This window comes from Spirosoma profusum (assembly GCF_014699005.1).
In the GTDB taxonomy this organism is placed as follows: domain Bacteria; phylum Bacteroidota; class Bacteroidia; order Cytophagales; family Spirosomataceae; genus Spirosoma; species Spirosoma profusum.
Genome location: NZ_JACWZY010000011.1, coordinates 182,189 through 198,015, shown reverse-complemented (window position 1 = coordinate 198,015; position 15,827 = coordinate 182,189). Strand labels below are relative to the sequence as shown.

Annotated in this window: 14 protein-coding genes; 8 read left to right on the top strand and 6 right to left on the bottom strand. The window is 48.7% G+C overall.

What is annotated here, in order from left to right; translation table 11 throughout:
* Window positions 1-226: 226 nt before the first annotated feature.
* The 3 genes from IC229_RS15180 to IC229_RS15170 all read left to right on the top strand — a co-directional run bounded on the left by IC229_RS15180 (window position 227) and on the right by IC229_RS15170 (window position 4,433).
* Window positions 227-1,285 carry a hypothetical protein gene (locus tag IC229_RS15180; RefSeq protein WP_190887839.1) on the top strand — a complete coding sequence of 353 codons (1,059 nt, stop codon included), beginning with the start codon at window positions 227-229 and terminating at the stop codon, window positions 1,283-1,285.
* Entirely contained in the window at window positions 1,248-3,683 is a 2,436-nt protein-coding gene (locus tag IC229_RS15175) for a tol-pal system YbgF family protein (RefSeq protein WP_190887838.1), read from the top strand. The genes IC229_RS15180 and IC229_RS15175 overlap by 38 nt, the downstream gene beginning before the upstream one ends.
* Before the next feature lie 84 nt (window positions 3,684-3,767).
* Window positions 3,768-4,433, top strand: a complete 666-nt coding sequence (locus tag IC229_RS15170; protein WP_190887837.1) for a class I SAM-dependent methyltransferase — start codon at window positions 3,768-3,770, stop codon at window positions 4,431-4,433.
* On the opposite strand, the gene IC229_RS15165 is transcribed toward IC229_RS15170, so the two are convergent.
* The 3 genes from IC229_RS15165 to IC229_RS15155 form a co-directional block, all read right to left on the bottom strand.
* On the bottom strand, window positions 4,408-5,151 hold the full coding sequence (locus IC229_RS15165) for a hypothetical protein (protein ID WP_190887836.1): 744 nt from the start codon (window positions 5,149-5,151) through the stop codon (window positions 4,408-4,410). The genes IC229_RS15170 and IC229_RS15165 overlap by 26 nt on opposite strands.
* A 15-nt stretch (window positions 5,152-5,166) precedes the next feature.
* Entirely contained in the window at window positions 5,167-6,216 is a 1,050-nt protein-coding gene (locus tag IC229_RS15160; RefSeq protein WP_190887835.1) for an AMP-binding protein, read from the bottom strand.
* 69 nt (window positions 6,217-6,285) lie between these two features.
* Entirely contained in the window at window positions 6,286-6,756 is a 471-nt protein-coding gene (locus IC229_RS15155; protein WP_190887834.1) for a QcrA and Rieske domain-containing protein, read from the bottom strand.
* Window positions 6,757-6,872: 116 nt separating this feature from the next.
* Between IC229_RS15155 and IC229_RS15150 the strand changes: the two genes are divergently transcribed.
* From IC229_RS15150 to IC229_RS15130, 5 genes are all read left to right on the top strand, one after another.
* Window positions 6,873-7,331, top strand: coding sequence for a DUF2452 domain-containing protein (locus IC229_RS15150; RefSeq protein WP_190887833.1), 459 nt, complete (start codon window positions 6,873-6,875; stop codon window positions 7,329-7,331).
* Between the two features lie 101 nt (window positions 7,332-7,432).
* Window positions 7,433-8,257, top strand: coding sequence for a 1,4-dihydroxy-2-naphthoyl-CoA synthase (gene menB, locus IC229_RS15145; RefSeq protein WP_190887832.1), 825 nt, complete (start codon window positions 7,433-7,435; stop codon window positions 8,255-8,257).
* A 50-nt stretch (window positions 8,258-8,307) separates the two neighbouring features.
* Entirely contained in the window at window positions 8,308-8,538 is a 231-nt protein-coding gene (locus IC229_RS15140) for a hypothetical protein (RefSeq protein ID WP_190887831.1), read from the top strand.
* Window positions 8,486-11,695 carry a DUF1553 domain-containing protein gene (locus tag IC229_RS15135; protein WP_223834003.1) on the top strand — a complete coding sequence of 1,070 codons (3,210 nt, stop codon included), beginning with the start codon at window positions 8,486-8,488 and terminating at the stop codon, window positions 11,693-11,695. The genes IC229_RS15140 and IC229_RS15135 overlap by 53 nt, the downstream gene beginning before the upstream one ends.
* Before the next feature lie 19 nt (window positions 11,696-11,714).
* Window positions 11,715-13,154 carry a DUF1501 domain-containing protein gene (locus tag IC229_RS15130; RefSeq protein ID WP_190887829.1) on the top strand — a complete coding sequence of 480 codons (1,440 nt, stop codon included), beginning with the start codon at window positions 11,715-11,717 and terminating at the stop codon, window positions 13,152-13,154.
* A gap of 29 nt (window positions 13,155-13,183) precedes the next feature.
* Here the strand turns inward: IC229_RS15130 and IC229_RS15125 are convergent, their stop codons facing one another.
* The 3 genes from IC229_RS15125 to IC229_RS15115 all read right to left on the bottom strand — a co-directional run bounded on the left by IC229_RS15125 (window position 13,184) and on the right by IC229_RS15115 (window position 15,801).
* Window positions 13,184-14,623: a serine hydrolase gene (locus IC229_RS15125; protein ID WP_190887828.1), complete on the bottom strand. Its 1,440-nt coding sequence runs from the start codon at window positions 14,621-14,623 to the stop codon at window positions 13,184-13,186.
* Between the two features lie 103 nt (window positions 14,624-14,726).
* Window positions 14,727-15,323, bottom strand: a complete 597-nt coding sequence (locus IC229_RS15120; RefSeq protein WP_190887827.1) for an acyl carrier protein phosphodiesterase — start codon at window positions 15,321-15,323, stop codon at window positions 14,727-14,729.
* Window positions 15,304-15,801, bottom strand: a complete 498-nt coding sequence (locus IC229_RS15115) for a deoxycytidylate deaminase (RefSeq protein ID WP_190887848.1) — start codon at window positions 15,799-15,801, stop codon at window positions 15,304-15,306. Before IC229_RS15115 ends, IC229_RS15120 begins: the two co-directional genes overlap by 20 nt.
* Window positions 15,802-15,827 lie beyond the last annotated feature (26 nt).

The following is a 15,827-nucleotide window of genomic DNA, read 5'->3' as shown; positions in this document are numbered from 1 at the left end:
GGTCAGCGGTGAGTGTAATTTTGAGCATGGCAGAGGAGATGAAAGGTCCTCTAAAATACACTAAAATATTTGCTTAATCCCTTAAGATTTCCTTACCCTCAAATTTGGATGCCTTAAGATGCTTCCTTCGTCAGCATGACAAAAAGGCTTTTAAGCCAGCAGACGTAATCAACCGCTTGAGAAGTCTTTCAGGACCAGAAGTTGAAGATTCGTATTTTCGCCCCGAATGAAAACGTCGCGAGGTCGATTTATACGTATCATAGCTTATTTCCTGATCGGGATGGGGCTGTTTGCGTGTCAATCGTCGGAGCAACGTAGCACAGAATCGGCTATCCCGATTACGCCCGCTTTTTACCATTGGAAAGCGACGTACAACCCAACTCAGTCTGAAATAGAAGAAATTAAGCGACTGAACGTCAATAAGCTATACGTTCATTTTTTCGATGTCGACTGGGACCCGAAAACCCGTCAGCCAATACCCAAAGCACTGCTACGTTTCGCCCAAAAACCAATGGGTAACGTAGTGCCGGTGGTATTCATCACCAATCGGACGCTCACGCTGCTTACGCCTGCTGCCCTATCCGAACTGGCTGGTCACGTAACGCAAATGATTCGCCAGATTGCTCAAAAACAAACGATTACATTCAAAGAAGTTCAGTTCGACTGTGACTGGAGCGTGAGCACCCGCGACCGGTATTTTAAATTGTTACGTCTGCTCAGTAACCAGCTCAACTGCCCTATTTCGGCCACCATCCGACTTCATCAGGTAAAATATACGGATCAGACTGGCATTCCGCCCGTAGCGCGGGGGATGCTGATGCTCTACAACGTAGCAGACTGGAAAAATCCGTCGACCCGCAACTCCATTTACGACGCGGAGGTAGCTGGTCAATACGTATCGTTTGTCGCTACGTATCCGTTGCCGCTCGATGTAGTGTTACCGCTGTTCCGCTGGACCGTCGTATATCGCAACGGACGTTTCCTGACGTTTTTGAATAACATCGACCGAAACGAACTGGCCAACCGAACATTCCTGAATGCCCTTCCTGATACTAACCGATTTGTAGCCCGAAACGATACGTCAGCGTTTGGGTTTTCGGTACGTCGGGGCGACTTGTTTCGGGCCGAAGCTGTTTCTCATCAGGCGTTGCTGACGGCTAAAGAACAATTACTCCAAAAGCTGGATAATCAACCCATTACGTTCGCTTTATACCATCTTGATTCACTTGTTTTAGCACCTTATTCCCGTGAAATCCTTCAGACACTTTTTCGTCCGCTTCCGTAAACCGTTTCTCACAATAGCCGTAGGGCTTGGCCTTGCCTGCGGCCCCTCGTTCGACCCGAGCGAGTTCATGAGTTTTTTCATGCCTGAATCCGCAACCATGTCGCCGGGTGACAAGCGCTATATGTTTTCACCCCAACTCTACGCTGATACCGAATGGGACGTAGCGTCCGAGGAAGACACCCTTGTAGTGGATGAAAACGTACGGGCCTGGGCGGCCTATGCGGACGGAAACGTACCGGAAAAAGTTGTCAGCAAAGCCTTGTATGCAGAAGACGCAGCGGCAGTCAATACGTTGAAATCGAAACTGTCAGCCCCCGCCGTTACGTACCTGAATTTTGCCTGGTCGACCGACAACGGGCAGAGTAGTCCGTGGGATGCAGCCGCTACGCCGGTCGATAGCGCCAGACTGCCTCAGCAGCTTGAAGAGGCCAAAACAACGTATCAAACGACGAGCGATGGTTTTTTGAAAGAACGATACGCGTTTCAGGCGGTGAAGCTGGCCAGCCAGATCGGTGATTTTAAACAGGCTTCTCAACTCTTCGACCAACTGGTGAAACCCTTACCAAAGAAAACCTTCATCAGCGACTGGGCACTGAGTCGTCGGGCGGGGGCATCGCTGGCGCTGGGCGATACGTCGCGGGCTATTTACGAGTTTGCGCAGGTGTTTGCCCGTTGCCCTTCGCGACGGGAAGCCGCCGAGTTGAGCCTTCGTAAATACGGGATTCATTTCCGGGAAGACGCGCTGCAATACGCCACCAACGACACCGAACGGGCGGCTGTTTATGCGTTATGCGCCATTCAGCCAGGGCAGGATGGGCTGGATTTGCTGAAATCGCTGGTACATCTGGCACCTAAAAATCCACTGGTCGAGTTGGTGATGGCGCGGGAAATCAATCGAAACGAGTATTATTTCTTCGAACCTGCACAGGAGTTTATTGATTATGGATTGCCGCATCACCCAGATTCGACGCAATTCGAAGGTCGAAAAACCGAATCCACTCCTTATTTTGAGAAGCTACGAACGTTTGCCCTCGAATCGGCTGAAAATAAGGAGCTTGGTAATGCCGCTTACTGGTACACAGCGGGGGCTTATCTGGATTACGCCGTGAAAGATTACAAGGCCGCCCAAACGCATCTGGAGCAGGCTGAAAAGGCATCGACTTCTAATAAAGTTCTGAAAACACAGATAACCGTACAGCAAATGCTTCTGCTGGCGGCTCAAACTGAAAATGTTACGCCCGAAGTCGAAAACAAACTGATAACGTATCTGGAAGAATTTGACAGCACCGGTAATTTTCGACTGAACAACGCCTTCGTATCCGTCTGCAAGCGCTTTGCCGACCTTTACCAGAATAAAGCTGACGCGAAAACCGGCTGGTTATCAGGTTGTAGTCGGCCTAAAACAGAACTAGTAGACGGAACCAGTCAGGCCAAATCCTATCTGATGACGATGCTTACGTCGCAACCCGGCTCCGAAACCTATTTCGCCAGCACGGCCGATCCGCGCTACATTGAAGATACTGTTCGGGTATCTACCGTTCAGGCCGTAATTGCCTACGCCAATCAGGGAAATCAATCTGATTTCGACAAGCGGTTGATTGCGTTATCGAGATTGACAACCCATGATCTGAATTTGCTGTTGGGCCGTCGGCTGATCATGGATCATCGATACTCCGAAGCGGCTGAGGCATTTGCCAAAGTAGATGCCAAAGTTTGGGATGATGGAAACTTCTCGATGTATTTCCAGACTAACCCATTTGCCGTGAAAATGCCCAAATTAAGTGATCCTGCTGAAAACATGAACTTCCCGGCCGAAGTGGATGAGAACCCATACTCGCCAGTAACGTTTGTCCGAAAAATGGCTGAACTGGAACAACAGGCCAAAGCCGCAAAAGGCGATAAAGCCGCCGAACTGTATTATCAATTGGGTTGTGGTGCCTGGAATCTGAGTTGGTACGGAAACGCCTGGCTCGTTGCTAAATCGTACTGGAGTGGTGCTGAACTTTCCCTCTACGACCTCCCCACCGACCCGACGGCGAAGCAGAAACGGTTCGAAGCACTTGCCCAAACCGATTACTACACAACGACCTACGCCCGAAACTACTTCGAGAAATCGGTCAAAATAGCTAAAACACAAGCTCTGGCTGACCGCTCGGCGTATATGGCTGCTCGTTGTGAAGCCAACGCGTTTACAATGCAACAGTCGATTGAGCAAGTTCGGAACGGCTACGTCTACGAGGAAGATTCGACTTTTGTGAAAAAGATGAAAACGATACGTAAGTCGAAATTTTCCAGAGATTTTACCGACTACCTGACCAATCACACAAAATCCGCTTTCCACTCGGAAATGCTTCAGGAATGCCCGTTTTATAAAGATTTTATGGCAGAAGGAGAATAAATGTGATGTATGAAGTATGATATAGGATGTATAGCAGGAAACATCCATCATGTATTCTACATCATACTTCATAAATCATATAGTATGTTTGATGGTTTCGATCTGGTTGCGCCGGTTTATGATGCGTTGGCTACGTTGGTTTTTGGTCGACGCCTTCAGCGTGCGCAGGTGGTCTGGCTTCATCAGATTCCGGCTGATGCGTCCATTTTAATCGTTGGTGGTGGAACAGGCTGGCTACTTCAACAGGTGTTAATGCATTGTCAGCCTCGACAGGTATTATACCTCGAAACCTCGCGCCAGATGGTTAATCGGGCAGTCCGACGTATCATAAAGAGCAGACAAATAGGCTCGGTGGAATTCAGGATTGGTGATGAGCAGACGCTGCAATCTGATGAACGTTACGACGTAGTGATGACCCCTTTTTTGCTGGACCTTTTCACCGAAGAAACGCTACGTTCCCGAATGATTCCCCAACTCCGCAACGTACTGAAACCAGATGGACAGTGGCACGTAACAGATTTTGTTCAACCCAATAGTCGGTGGCAAAAAGGGCTTTTGTGGCTAATGATACGTTTCTTCCGACTGACGGCACGTATCGAAACCAAACAACTAGCCGACTGGCAAGCCATTATGAACGAATCAGGACTGGCCGTTCAGCAACGTAGCAGGCAGGTCGACGGAATGGCGACTGCTGAAATCTGGAATTTGCGAACACGTAACGCCTTTACAGCAGGTCAGTTAATTGATTGATCAGCTTTCGAAAATCGCTGATATCATACCATTCTTCACCGCCCAGGTTTAGCCACTGACCATCGCGTTTCGGGCGTTTTAATAAGGCTTCTTCAGGATCATAATCGTGTTCATAAACCTGACCCATTAGCTTCTGTAACGTAGCCCAGGGCATCGTTTTACTACGTTCCTGACCATTTAAATTACTGACAATTCTAACGTTACGATCTACAAAAGAGGCTGTCAGATCCAGTTTCGTATCGCTCCGACGGCTGTTTAGGTCCAGGTACGTCAGGTGAAACGGGTGTTCGCGGCCAATGACTTCGTAGGCGGCCTGTATCAGCTCCTGCACCAGATATTGCCATTGATCAGCATTAGCGGGCGCGCCTTTTTGTTGCTCTTTGCCTTGCGTATCGACGGTAATTTCCCAGAAATCATCATCTTCGCCCAGCTCATCTTCGTTCAGGGGGCGAAGGCGCGTTTTCGTCACTAACGCAGCAACTGTTTCCAGCCAGACTTTGGGCAATTGGCCCGACCAGCTAAAATCGTCGTCGCGTGTGAAACCTTCGGCAATCAGTTCATCGTCGTCGATGTCTTCGCGGTCGGGATACGTAATAGCGAGTTCGACCTGAAGGCCGCTAGCGCCTGCCGATGTCAGGCTAAGGGTATAAAAATAAGCGTAAGGCGCTGGCAATGAGCGCGCCGTCTGATAGCGAATCTGGAGACGTTGGAAAGACATACGTTAGGAAACGGGTCAGGATTGTGGCCTGGAAAAAACTGTGGCTTCGGTTGCCTTCCGGTCGATTTTGCCAGTTGCCGTTTCCACAAAGGTAGTACGTAAGAAGATGGATTCTTTCGGAACCGCGTATGTTCCAAGCTGCTGGCGAATGGCCTGTGCTACGTTCTCTTCGTCAAAAAACGCCGTTCTGGCGAATTCTGTAGCTTCATAGAGTGCGGTAACTCGCTGGCCCAGTAAGGCATCTGGCCGACCAACAACTAGCACACGCCAGAATAAACCCGCCTGACCTAGTACGTTGCTGATAATCTGCTCCACCTGTTCGGGCTGTATTTTTACGCCACCGCTGTTAATGATGGTATCGGCACGTCCAAGCAGTCGAAAATGCGTAGCGTCAATTAGTTCCACTACGTCGTTCGTCTGAATAAGGTCAAAATTTGTAGCCGCCGACCGAATGTGCAGGCACTCTCGATCATCAGTACCTAGTTCTACACCTTCCAATGCCGTAAAAACGGTCGTAGCGGTAGGGCCATTCAGCCGCCGAAGGGCAATATGCGACACTGTTTCGGTCATGCCGTACGTAGCATAAACCGGAGACGTAATGACTTGCAACGCTTCTTCCAGCGCCGGACTGGTAGCTGCACCACCCACCAAAATCGCCTTCATTCTGTTCAAAATAGGCAGTTTTTCGGGCGTCTGGGTCAGAATTGTTTGCAGTTGAAGCGGCACCAGCGCCGTAAAGTCAAACGCTACGTTAGTCGGGTCGAAGTCGGCAAGTGGATTACTGGATGGCTCGATGATGGTCATGGATAACCCCAGTTCCAACCCACGAACGAGCATCATAATACCAGCAACGTAGCGAATATTCAGACAAACCAGCGACGTATCACCCGCCTGTAAACCAAGCGTTCTCCCGGTCAGACGGGCACTTGCCTGCATCTGCGCTCGTGTAAGCTGAATGGGCTTCGGTGTACCTGTAGAGCCCGATGTATGAAGCGTAAACAACGTCTGACCACTCAGCCAGGACTGACAAAATTCCTGGGCTTCAGTTTGATAGGCATGGGGCATGGGGCAGAGTGCATGGGCAATGGGTATGGGTACATTTTCTACTCTATCCCCAACGCCCTTTGCCCACTGCTAATTATGAACGCGTAATGTACCAGCGGTTAGATTGGAATCGATGTTGTAAAGCGTGAGTGCTTTTGTGGCAGGGCCAGCTATTACTTTTCCGGTTATATCAAAACGGGAAAGATCGAGAGCGCAATAAAACTCATTGGCGGACGGTCGATACACCAAAAGGGTGTTATCGTGCGTGCATTTTGAGGAAGCTGCTACAAATTTTCCGTCGTTCGTCTGAGCAACAATGATGTTGTTTACTACTACGTAGCCGCCTTTTGTTTTCAGATTCTGGTTTGCATTATCGTCCAGACGTAGCGTAAAATCAATTTTTTGGACAGCGTCCGTCGTGTCAATTATCGGGTTTTCTTCCGGGGTGCAGGCTGATGCTGAACCAGTTAAGAGGAGTGCGCCAATGCCAGTACCCAGAACACGGAAAAACTTGTGTCGTGGCATCGTGGACTTATCGAGGGAGGAAAAACTGGTTTCCATAGCGGTTTTCGCGTATTTTTGTGGTTCTATGTCGAATTTCGGTATAAAGATAAATTTTTTGTCATTCAACGACAGCGAACATTACGTTCGCCGGGCGGTAACCCCAATTTACAAAAATGGAAGAAGCGAAAGTTTTCATCAATCCGATTTCGCCGGATAAAGTTGCGGATGCGCCAGGATTGCTGGCCTACGCACACACAGCAGGAGGGGCCGTGATTCGGCCCGAAGACAAAGGCAAAATCACCGGTCGGGCCGTTGCCGCCATGCGCGAGCAGACCGACATGCAGTTGAGCCAGCTCTACAAACAAATGCAGTTGTTGGCCGAACAGGCTACGGCCATCCGGCACCGGGTTGAAATTTCGGAGCGGATTTACGCGGCTCAGATGAGCTTTGAGCCAGTAGTGGGCAAAACGTATCATTTCTATACCCGCAAAAACGGTCAGGACGTACTATCCATGGTGGCACCAAACGAATGGGGACGCAAATTTCCTTTCGAGCGTTGTCTCGCCACCGTCCGCATGATGGCCGACCATACGTGGGATGTGGAGTATCACGAAGTTTCATATAATGAGTAGTTTTAAAGAGCGAAAGCGTGACTGAGCGAATGGCACTGGAACTTCGCTCTTTCACTCAGTCACGCTTTCGCTCTTTAAAGTTGCTCTTTCACTCATTAAATATGCAAAGCAATTACCCCTGGGAAACGATTAAAGAATATCAGGAGATTCTGTTTAGTTATTACGACGGAATTGCCAAAATCAGTATCAACCGCCCCCATAAACGGAACGCCTTTACCCCGCTGACAGTCAGGGAGATGTCGGAAGCCATGGAACTGGCTCGTCAGGACGAACGAGTTGGCGTTGTTATTCTGACCGGGGAGGGCGGAGATGCCTTCTGTTCGGGCGGAGATCAGTCGGTTCGGGGGCATGGTGGTTACGTTGGAGAAGATAAAGTGCCGCGCCTGAACGTACTGGATTTACAAATGCAGATTCGACGCATTCCGAAGCCTGTTGTGGCGATGGTGGCTGGCTACGCCATCGGAGGAGGGCACGTATTACACGTAGTATGCGACCTGACGATTGCTGCCGAAAACGCTCGTTTTGGGCAGACCGGCCCTAAAGTTGGTTCGTTTGATGGTGGATTCGGAGCTAGTTATCTGGCACGTATCGTTGGTCAGAAAAAAGCCCGCGAAATCTGGTTCCTCTGCGACCAGTACGATGCGCAGGAAGCACTGGATATGGGATTGGTTAACAAGGTAGTACCGCTCGATCAGTTAGAAGAAGTGACGATAGGCTGGTGCCGCAAAATGCTGGAGAAAAGCCCTATCGCGCTACGTATGCTCAAAGCCTCCTTCAACGCCGAACTCGACGGGCAGGCAGGTATCCAGCAATTGGCTGGTGATGCTACGTTGCTATATTATCTTTCAGAAGAAGCCAAGGAAGGTAAAGACGCCTTTCTGGAAAAGCGCAAGCCGGATTTCAGTAAATTTCCGAAATTCCCGTAGTGTGCTACGTGGTATGTATTTGATAGTATAAATAAAAACGTCGGTCAGAAATGGTCGGCGTTTTTGTTGCTAATCAGGTGAATTACCTATTGCTATTCCGGTCTATTTCATCCAAAGCAACTATATTTGTGTCTATTATTTCCGGGAAACAGACAATAATTAACCCGACAAAAGCAAACGTAAACAGTCAATATGCGGATATGGCGGCATCGAACGTACTGGTTGTGCTTGAATTGGCTTATCTGCGTCAGCCTGATTTGGCAGGGGTGTACTCGTATTGAAAAACCAGCCGAAATCGCTCGACTCGACGCCCAGTTACCCGAAACCATCGATTACAATCGGCACGTAAAGCCTATTCTATCCGACAAATGTTTTTTCTGCCACGGGCCCGATAAAGCGGTTCAGAAAGGTGGCCTTGAACTGGCTACTCCAGAAGGAGCCTATGCCGCCCTGAAAAATTCAATAGGAAAACACGCTATCGTACCGGGCAACCTGGGCGCCAGCGAAGTGTATTACCGACTGATTGCCACCGATCCTGATGAAATGATGCCTCCCCCCGCGTCGAATCGGTTTCTGACGCCTTATGAGAAAGCATTATTGATGAAATGGATTGAGCAGGGGGCCGAATATAAACAGCACTGGGCCCTCATTAAACCTGAAGTTACTACGTTGCCAACGGTTAATAACGCAGGTTGGCCCAAAAATCCGATTGATTTTTTTGTACTTAATTCGCTGGAGAAAGCAGGACTCAAACCCGCTCCCGAAGCGGATAAAGAAACCCTGCTACGTCGGGTTACGCTGGATCTTACGGGCCTGCCACCAACCGTTGAGGAAATCGACGCTTTTCTGGCTGACCATTCACCGAATGCCTACGAAAAAGTGGTGGATCGGCTGTTGAAATCTCCGCATTACGGCGAGAAAATGGCTGTTGACTGGCTGGACGCAGCGCGCTTTGCCGATACGCATGGATACACAGTCGACCGCTACCGACCAATGTGGCCCTGGCGCGACTGGGTGATCAAGGCATTTAACCAGAACATGCCGTTCGATCAGTTTACGACCTGGCAACTGGCTGGCGATCTGCTGCCAAATGCCACGAAAGAGCAGCGACTGGCTACGGCTTTCAATCGCAACCACTCGCAGAACATGGAGGGCGGCATTGTCAATGAAGAGTTCCGGGTGGAGTACGTAGCTGATCGAACGAATACGATTGGAACGGCATTTCTGGGCCTGACGGTCGAATGTGCCCGCTGTCACGATCATAAATTCGACCCGATTTCACAGAAAGATTATTACTCGCTGTTCGCTTTTTTCAACAACATCGACGAAGCCGGTCAGATTTCCTGGGATAACTCCATGCCGGTTCCTACGATGCTGTTGACGGAGAAAAAACAGGATAGTTTGCTGACATTTCTGGACGGCCAGATTAAAGCCAGTGAAACTGCATTACGTCAGACTGCCGAACGAGAAAAAACGGCTTTTACCAACTGGCAAACGTCGGCCAGCAAAACGCCAACGTTTGATGTAAAGAAAGGTCTACAGGCACATTATTCGTTTGATAAACTTGTTGATAATCAGTTCATCAATAACGTATCGTCCAAAGCCAAAGGGAAAGTCGAAGAACCGAAGCTGGTTCCCGGCAAGCTGGGTAAAGCCTTCCAGTCGAACGGCGACGACGTATTGAAGCTTGGTAAAGTCGGTATTTTCAACCGGTCACAGCCGTTCTCGGTGGGTTTGTGGGTCAACATCCCGAAAGACCTGAATAAAGGGGTGATTTTTCACAAAGGAATGGGCGATATACTCTATAATTTCCGGGGCTATTTCCTGAACCTGCGCGACGGTCGGGCCGAGCTGCTGATGGCGCACACCTGGCCCTATAACAGCATTGTTCGGGTGAGTCAGCAGACACTCCCAAAGGAGAAATGGGTGCATCTGATGATGACGTATGATGGCTCTAGCAAAGCCAATGGCCTGCGGCTCTACGTTGATGGGAGGGAAGCGGGAATGCTTACTGAAAAAGATAATCTCTACAAAGACATTCTGCTCAGCAAGGAAAACCTGATCGGTAGCGAGCAGCCCGGTCTGCAACTGGGAGCCGACATGCGCGGGGCCGGTTTCAAAAACGGGCAAATGGATGAACTGGTCATCTACACCCGCGAATTGACAGCGCCCGAAATAGCACAACTCGTGCAAAATCAGGGCGGTACAAATTTGTTACCTTCGTCTTCTATACCTGACCTGGCGAAATACTACGTAGCAAATTACTCGAAAACGTATCAGGAGCAAGCCGCTACGTTGCAAGCGCTACGTTCCAAACGGAACCGTTACGTAGATACTATTCCGGAAATTATGGTGATGGACGAAATGAAAACGCGCCGGCCAACGTACCTGCTCAAGCGAGGAGTATATGATGCACACGGCCCCGAAGTCCACCCAGATGCTCCGGCCAGTGTATTATCCTTTCAAAACTTTCCGAAGAACCGGCTAGGATTGGCGCAGTGGCTTTTGCATCCCAATAACCCGCTCACGGCGCGGGTCATCGTGAACCGATACTGGCAGAACTATTTTGGGGCGGGTCTTCAAAAGAATGCGAATAACTTCGGTAATCAGGGCGGAATACCCAGCCACCCGGAATTGCTCGACTGGCTGGCCGTTACGTTCCGGAAGCCAACTGCTATGTCGCCTTCGGAACTGCCTCGCGGTTGGAATGTGAAAGCTTTGCAAAAACTGATTGTTATGTCGCTAACGTATCGCCAGTCGTCGCAGGCTACGCCCGAATTACTGCGTAAAGATCCCGATAATACGTTGCTGGCTCGTGGTCCATCGTTCCGGCTTACGGCCGAAATGGTACGTGACAATGCGTTGGCGGCCAGTGGTTTGTTAGTCCGTAAACTTGGTGGGCCAAGCGTGAAACCCTATCAACCAGAGGGTTTGTGGGCAGTAAATAATGCTGTCTATAAACCAGATACGGGTACAGGTTTGTACCGACGAAGTTTATACACCTTCTGGCGACGTACGAATCCGCCACCATCCATGAACACCTTCGATGGGCCATCCCGAAGTTACTGCGTCGTTCAGCGACAGAAAACCAGCACACCCTTACAGGCGCTGATTTTGCTCAACGACCCTCAGTTTGTAGAAGCAGCTCGCGTGGTGGCTGAACGGGTGGCAGTGCGGAATGAATCTCCTAAAGAGCAAATCCTGTACTGCTATCGTCTTTTAACAGGGCAGCGTCCAATAGCGCGGGAAATGGACGTATTGCTACGTTTGTATCAATCTGAATACGAGAAGTTTAAGCGAAATCCGGCCAAAATGGCGGGCTGGCTCAATTCTGGAACGTATCGCGCTGGCCGAAAAAATGATTTATCAGTACTGGCTGCCCGCACAGTGGTGACCAGCGCGATCATGAATTCGGATGCGTTCATTACCCGGCGTTAACAGCTGATTCGAAACAACTATGAACCACCAACTGGACCAACTCATTGCCGATACGTTCAACCGACGGGCTTTTCTGCGGAAAACATCGTTAGGGCTTGGCACCCTTGCGCTGGGTTCATTGTTGCCGGAAACGTTACGTTCGGCCTCGCTATCTGATGACCGTCCGCACCGCGCACCGAAGGCGAAACGGGTGGTTTACCTGTTTCAGAGTGGAGGGCCGTCGCAACTGGAAATGTTTGATTATAAGCCGATGCTGGCTAAAATGCATGGGCAGGATTTACCCGCTTCGGTGCGAAAAGGACAGCGGCTCACGAGCATGAGTGCGCAACAGTCAGCCCTGCCGTTGGTACGTTCACCTTATGCGTTTCGTCAGCACGGAAAAAGTGGGGCCTGGGTCAGTGAATTGTTACCCTATACGAGTCGAATTACCGATGATCTCTGCTTTGTCAAATCCATGTATACGGAGCAGATAAACCATGACCCGGCGCTGACGTTTTTTCAGACGGGTAACCAACTGGCGGGCCGCCCAAGTATCGGTTCGTGGGTGAGTTATGGACTTGGTTCGATCAACCAGAATTTACCGGCGTTCATAGTACTTGTGTCGAATAACGCGCCACAGGATCAGCCGTTATATGCCCGATTGTGGGGAAATGGGTTTCTGCCGTCAAGGCATCAGGGTGTACAGTTTCGGTCGGGAAATGACCCGGTTCTATACCTGAACAATCCTACTGGTTATGCGGGTAACGACCGACGAGCCATGCTGGATGCGCTGAAACAACTCAATCAGGTACAGGCCGACCGTTTCGGTGATCCTGAAATCGTCAATCGGATTGCACAATATGAGATGGCGTACCGAATGCAGACATCCGTTCCCGACGTAACCGATCTGTCGAAAGAGCCTGACTGGGTATTTGATCTCTACGGACCCGACGCCCGAAAACCCGGTACGTATGCAGCTAACTGTCTCATGGCCCGTCGGTTGATCGAACGCGATGTTCGATTCGTACAGCTTTATCATCAGGGCTGGGATCAGCACGGTAACCTGCCCAAAGGATTAGCTAAACAATGCAAAGCTACTGACCAGGCGTCGGCAGCACTGGTGATTGACCTGAAGCAACGAGGTTTACTCGATGACACTATTGTTGTGTGGGGGGGGGAGTTTGGCCGGACGAATTATTCACAGGGAAAACTGACGAAAGACAACTACGGTCGCGACCATCACCCGCGATGTTTTACAATGTGGATGACTGGTGGTGGCGTAAAATCAGGTATTACGTACGGTGAAACGGACGAATTCGGCTACAACATTGCCCATAACCCAGTTCATGTGCATGATTTTCAGGCTACATTGTTGCACTTGCTTGGCATCGATCACGAAAAACTAACCTACGAATTTCAGGGTCGCCGTTTCCGGCTGACCGACGTAGAAGGCAAACTCGTGAAAGGTATTCTGGCTTAAACGTAGCGTATTGATACGTAATGGATTGTCTATTGACTTCCCAACCCCTTTAGCCTATTTTTTGCTTCCTCGAACGTAGGTGTAATTTGAAGCGCTTTTTTATAAAATCGGACAGCGTCTTCCTTTTTATTTAAGGCGAGATAAACATTGCCCATCGTAACCAGCATTAAATCTTTATTTGGAAATTCATTCACATTATTTTCCGCAATTACTTTTGCATCTTCATATCGTTTTAAAGCTAGTAATTGCTGGGCTATGAAATTCATAGAAATCCAGTCAATATAATAATGTGCCGTATCTATCTTCATCTTTTTGTATTCAACAACTGCTTTTTCGGTGCCTAGTTTTTCTATAAATACTTCCATTTTTTTATGTGCAGGCTCTTTCAACGAAACAGGTTTATTATACAGTATTTTATATAAATTAGTTGTTATCCCAAAAAAATCAGTTGGTGAACTGTTGCAAAGAATGACGACCAGACTTTTTGTTGACGGAATCCGACGAATAAACGAAATAAACCCATCCGTCATGCCCAGGTGAAAATTTGACGCAACACTATCGGTAGCTGTATACTTAAATTGTTTGTTAAACCAGCCGTACCCATAATTAGCAGGAGCAATTCCAGATGTAAACATTTCGGTGGTTAACTCCTTATTAAGCAACGTATTATCGGTCAAGGCCATGTGAAATTTGAAAAGGTCGTCCACTGTTGAATAAATGTCGCCCGTTCCCATTGTATTCGACTGGTCTCGGAAATCTGATGATGTATATCCACCAAAACTATAATCATAGCCTGTAGCTCGTTTAGGTATAATTTGGGTATGATAATACGACCCTGAATTACGCATGCCTATTTTATTAAAAATATCATCGGACATAAGTTGAGCGTACGATTTTTTTGTTACTCGTTCCATAATATAGCCCAGTGTAAAATAGCCCCAGCTACTATAAGCGTATTGAGTGCCGGGTTTAAAGGCAAGTGACGAATCAATAAATGTTTTTAAATAATCTTCTCGGGTATAATGTTGACGGCTTATTCTGGGAAAGAAATCGTTGATAATATCATAATTTGGAATGCCGGACGTATGATTTAGTAATTGACTTATTGTGACTTTTGCTGCCGGTTTATTTTTAAATTCTGGCAAATAATCTTCGATAGTTTTGTCTAATTTAATTAATCCTTTTTGCACTTGTAATAGCATTAACACGGCTGTTAATGGCTTTGAAACAGAGCCAATCATGAACTTTGTATCAGTCGTGTTTGGAATGTTCCATTCTCTGTTGGCTAAACCAAAGGCGTCTTTATAAATTACTTTTCCATTTTCGGCGACTAAGACGGCCCCGTCAAACATATTATAGCTGTGATACGCCTTCATCAGTTCGGATAACTTACTTTTTTTATCCTGAGAAGTCCCTGTTTCCCAGCTAATTAAGCTGATAAGTAGCGTAATTATTTTTATTGAGCGCATAGTCTGGCGAAGGAATACGAATCATTATTAATCACAATCGGTCTACTGCTTATCGACGTAGCAGCCAAAACGTTACGTTAGTTCTGGGCCAGAAATTACGAAATTAAACCACGCCCGAACGTAGCGGTTCGGTATGGGCTACCAAATCGGGCCAAAATCGGGCGAACTGGCTGCCAATCAGGTCGTAATACGTAGTGAAATCTTCGATGGCCGTATCCAGGCCGGATGGGTAGGCTGTTCGGCGCGAGAGTCCTTTAAGCGAACGGTCGATGCCTTCGGCAAACTGGTAATTGGTGAGCCAGTCCTGACGTATCATGTAGTCGGTCATACGGACAGCTGCTGCTGGTAGCCGGGACTGATTGAGCTGTAACGTCTGATAAAACGCCTGAACAAACGTAGTGAGTTTTTGACCAGTCAGTGTTTCGAAATGGAGAGCCAGAAAATGATCGAAAAAAATATCGACGCCCGCCCCTGCATACTTGTGGCAGCGCGGGTGAAGTAAATCCCGTACTACGTCGACGGCCGGATGATTATCGGTAAACGAATCAATAGCACGATGTAGCCGCACGCCCAGTATTTCGCCGGAATTAAGTTGATGGCGCGGATGAGTCGGATCGCCCTTTATGAAATCGCCGATAAAATTCCCAATAATAAGACCTGTGTCTTTCCCTGATAAGTAGCTATGTGCCAGTATGTTCATGGTGTTGGATTGGCACGTAGCGTTCAACAGTAACGCCAAACCGACGTAGAAAATCAACGCCTTCGTCGGACGCAATGCCTTTATATTCGGCGTAAGAATTCAGGTAAACCACGCGGGCGATCTTCATGCTGTAGATGATGCGGGCGCAGGCAATACAGGGCGAAAGCGTTACGTAGATCGTCGCTCCTTCCACTTCCGAACCGTTTTTGGCGGCATACAGAATGGCATTCTGTTCGGCGTGAAGGGCCAGCGAACAGGAGCCTTTGGAATCGCGTGGGCAGCCCACTTCCGGAAATTCCTCGTCGCAGTTGTGCGTACCCGCTGGCGGGCCGTTATAACCGATGGAAATAATTCGGGTATCGCGGGTGAGTACTGCACCTACCTGCGCTTTGATGCAATGTGATCGGCGGGCCAGATTAGTGGCCAGATCCATGAAAATATCATCGAAACGAGGCTTGGTTGTCGGGGTTGGGAGCATCTTGCCGTAAAAGTAGGTGTAAAGAG

What these genes read in the sequence shown, in the direction of transcription:
- IC229_RS15180 (WP_190887839.1), top strand. Translation starts at nt 227, where the DNA reads ATGAAAACGTCGCGAGGTCGATTTATACGTATCATAGCTTATTTCCTG.
- IC229_RS15170 (WP_190887837.1), top strand. Translation starts at nt 3,768, where the DNA reads ATGTTTGATGGTTTCGATCTGGTTGCGCCGGTTTATGATGCGTTGGCT.
- IC229_RS15165 (WP_190887836.1), bottom strand. Translation starts at nt 5,151, where the DNA reads ATGTCTTTCCAACGTCTCCAGATTCGCTATCAGACGGCGCGCTCATTG.
- IC229_RS15160 (WP_190887835.1), bottom strand. Translation starts at nt 6,216, where the DNA reads ATGCCCCATGCCTATCAAACTGAAGCCCAGGAATTTTGTCAGTCCTGG.
- IC229_RS15155 (WP_190887834.1), bottom strand. Translation starts at nt 6,756, where the DNA reads ATGGAAACCAGTTTTTCCTCCCTCGATAAGTCCACGATGCCACGACAC.
- IC229_RS15150 (WP_190887833.1), top strand. Translation starts at nt 6,873, where the DNA reads ATGGAAGAAGCGAAAGTTTTCATCAATCCGATTTCGCCGGATAAAGTT.
- menB (WP_190887832.1), top strand. Translation starts at nt 7,433, where the DNA reads ATGCAAAGCAATTACCCCTGGGAAACGATTAAAGAATATCAGGAGATT.
- IC229_RS15140 (WP_190887831.1), top strand. Translation starts at nt 8,308, where the DNA reads ATGGTCGGCGTTTTTGTTGCTAATCAGGTGAATTACCTATTGCTATTC.
- IC229_RS15130 (WP_190887829.1), top strand. Translation starts at nt 11,715, where the DNA reads ATGAACCACCAACTGGACCAACTCATTGCCGATACGTTCAACCGACGG.
- IC229_RS15125 (WP_190887828.1), bottom strand. Translation starts at nt 14,623, where the DNA reads ATGCGCTCAATAAAAATAATTACGCTACTTATCAGCTTAATTAGCTGG.
- IC229_RS15120 (WP_190887827.1), bottom strand. Translation starts at nt 15,323, where the DNA reads ATGAACATACTGGCACATAGCTACTTATCAGGGAAAGACACAGGTCTT.
- IC229_RS15115 (WP_190887848.1), bottom strand. Translation starts at nt 15,801, where the DNA reads ATGCTCCCAACCCCGACAACCAAGCCTCGTTTCGATGATATTTTCATG.